The organism is Inhella proteolytica, from assembly GCF_016093275.1.
GTDB classification, from domain to species: domain Bacteria; phylum Pseudomonadota; class Gammaproteobacteria; order Burkholderiales; family Burkholderiaceae_C; genus Inhella; species Inhella proteolytica.
Map to the genome: position 1 here is coordinate 1 of NZ_JAEDAK010000035.1, position 2,771 is coordinate 2,771.

The 2,771-nt window shown below is 75.8% G+C and carries 2 protein-coding genes; both read left to right on the forward strand.

Features of this window, described 5'->3' with window-relative positions:
• Window positions 1-320: response regulator transcription factor (locus tag I7X39_RS23775; RefSeq protein WP_310739961.1), on the forward strand; the 320-nt coding region annotated here is incomplete at its 5' end.
• Window positions 317-2,771 (forward strand): winged helix-turn-helix domain-containing protein (locus I7X39_RS22875; RefSeq protein ID WP_198113677.1); only part of this gene is annotated, 2,455 nt, incomplete at its 3' end. The genes I7X39_RS23775 and I7X39_RS22875, both read left to right, overlap by 4 nt.

Below are 2,771 nucleotides of genomic sequence, written 5' to 3' on the forward strand. Positions count from 1 at the left end.
CCGGGCTGGACTGGGGCCCTGCACTGGCCGACGCCGACGCCGCGGCCCTGCGCGCGTGGCAGCAGGCGGTGCTGACCCTGCGCCGCGCGGCGCCGCCCGCCCTGCCCGCACCGGCCGCGCGCGGCGGCTTGATGGACCTGAGCGCGCGCGAGCGCGAGGTGCTGGAGCGCATTGCCGCCGGCGACAGCAACAAGCTCATCGCGCGCCGCTTCGAGCTGAGCCCGCACACCGTCAAGCGCCACGTCGCCAACATCCTGCACAAGATTGCCGTTGATTCACGCGGCCAGGCGGCGGCCTGGTTTCGTGAGCATGGCCCATGACCTCGAGCCCCCCCGTGTACAGCTTCGCCCGCACCAAGATCCAGCCGCCGCGCCTGCGCGCCGACCTGCTGCCGCGCCCCGCGCTGGCGCAGCGTCTGCAGCAGGGCCTGCAGAAGGGGCCGCAGCAGGCGCGCCTGAGCCTGCTGGTGGCGCCGGGGGGCTTTGGCAAGAGCAGCCTGCTGCTGCAGGCCCTGGCTGGCCTGCAGCTGCGTTGCGCCTGGCTGGCCTGCGAGGAGGCCGACACCCTGGGCCGCTGGGCCAGCAGCCTGGTGGCCGCGCTGGAGCCCTTCGATTTGCCCTGGCGCCAATCGCCCGAGGCGCTGATTGCCCAGCTCGAAGCGCCCGAGGGGCCGCGCGCGCTGCGCGATGCGCTGGTCAACGCGCTGGCCGCCAGCGAGGGGGCGCAGGGCCTGATCGTGCTGGACGACGCCCACCATCTGCAGGACCCGCGCCTGCTCGACTTCCTGGCCGGCCTGCTGGAGCGCTTGCCCGGCAGCTGGGGCCTGGCCTGGCTGGGGCGCAGCGAACCGCCCTGGTCGCTGGCGCGCTGGCGTGCCGCCGGCGAGTTGCTGGAGCTGCGCCAGGACCGGCTGCGCTTCAGCCTGGCCGAGATCGAGCAGCTCTGCCAAGCCGCCGGCCAGGGCCAGGCCGAACAGCTGCTGGCGCGCACCGAGGGCTGGCCGGTGGGCGTGAGCCTGGCGCTAGGCAGCGAAGGCGGTGGCAGCGGCCCGCTGCGCAGCGAGCGCCATGTGCTGGACTACCTGCGCCACGAGGTGCTGGACGCGCTGCCGCCGCCGCTGCGCGAGTTCCTGGTGCAGTGCTCGGTGCTGCCCGAGCTCAGCGCGCTGCGTTGCGCGGCCGTCAGCGGCCAGGCCGATGCCGAGCGCTTCCTGGACGAGATCGAACGCCGCGGCCTGTTCTTTCAGGAGGTGGAGAGCGCCGAGCGCACGCTGCGCCTGCACGACCTGTTCCGCGACGCGCTGGCGCTGGAGCGCCGCCGCCTGGACCCCGCGCAGCAGCGCGCGCTGTGGCAGCGCGCCGCGGCCGGCGAGAGCGACCCGCAGCGCCGCTTCCACTACCTGCTGCAGGCCGAGGACCCGGAGGCCGCCATCCAGGCGCTCAGCGCCGCCGCGCCCACGCTCATCACCGCCGGCCTGAACGACGCCGTGCAGCGCATGGTGGGCCAGGTGCCCGCCGCGGCCGCGGCCCAATCCCCCGAGCTGGCGCTGCTGCAGGGCCTGATCGCCTGGGAGCGCCTGGAGGTGCCGCGCATGCTGGAGCAGATGCGCCGCGCCGTGGCCCTGTACGCCGCGCGCGGCGACGCCGCCGGCCACGAGCTGGCCTGCGCCTATGCCGCCCTGGCGCTGAACGGCCTGAGCCCGATCGGCGCGCCGCAGCTGGACCCGGCCTTCGCCATCACCGTGGGCCCGCACACCGCGCCGCGCACCCGCGTCATCCACGCCCTGCACCAGGCCTGGCACGCCTTCGACCTGGGCGACTGCGAGGGCACGGCGCGCCACTACCACGCGGTGCTGGATGCCCTGGCCGGCGAGCGCGAGCCGGCGCTCTGGTACCAGGTGCTGCCCGGCCTGGCCCTGCTGGGCGTGCGCCCGCTCGAAGCCGTGCTGGAGCGCTACGCCGAGGCCGCGCTGCGTGTGGCCGGCGACGACTACCCGGCCCTGCGCGCCGTGGCCTTGACGATGCAGGGCGGCGCGGCGCTGTGGCGCGGCCAGCTGGCCAGTGCGCGCACGGCGCTGGACGAAGCCGCCGACCTGGCCGCCTGGACCAACCGCCCCCACAACGTCTGCGTCTATGCGCTGACGACCCGCCTGGTGTGCCGCACCGCTCAGGGGGAGTTCACCGCTGCGCAGGCCGATCACCTGCGCGAGCTGCAGCAGATGGGCGGGCTGGAGCACCGGCCCAACTGGTACCTGCGCTGGTTCGAGCTGCGCTGTGCCCTGCTGGCCGACGACTGGGCCGCCGCCCAGGCCATTGCCCAGGCCCTGCGCCCCATGCTGCCGCCGACCCTGCGCGAAAGCCACACCGGCGTGCAGCTCTGCATCGACGCCTACAGCGCCTGGCTGGCGGGAGACGGCGCCCGCGCCACGACCCTGCTGGACGAAGCCCTGAACCTGTACGGTGAGCTCGACGCGCAAGGCATTGCCAGCGCCCTGCGCGTGCAGCGCGCCGCCCTGCACCTGCAGGCCGGCGAGCCCGAGGCCGCGGCGCAGAAAGTGCGCGAGCTGCTGGCGCTGCAGCGCCGCGGCGGCTACGTGCTGGGCGCGCGCATGGGCGGGCCGCGCCACCTGGCCGCGCTGGCCGAAGCCGGCCTGCCCCTGCAGCCCGAAGAACAGTCGCAGCTGCAGGCCCTGTGCGGCCAAGCCGCGCCGGCCGGCCCGGCGGCCCCCCTGCCGGCGCCGGCGCTGGCGCCGGCACCGGCGGGCGCCGGCC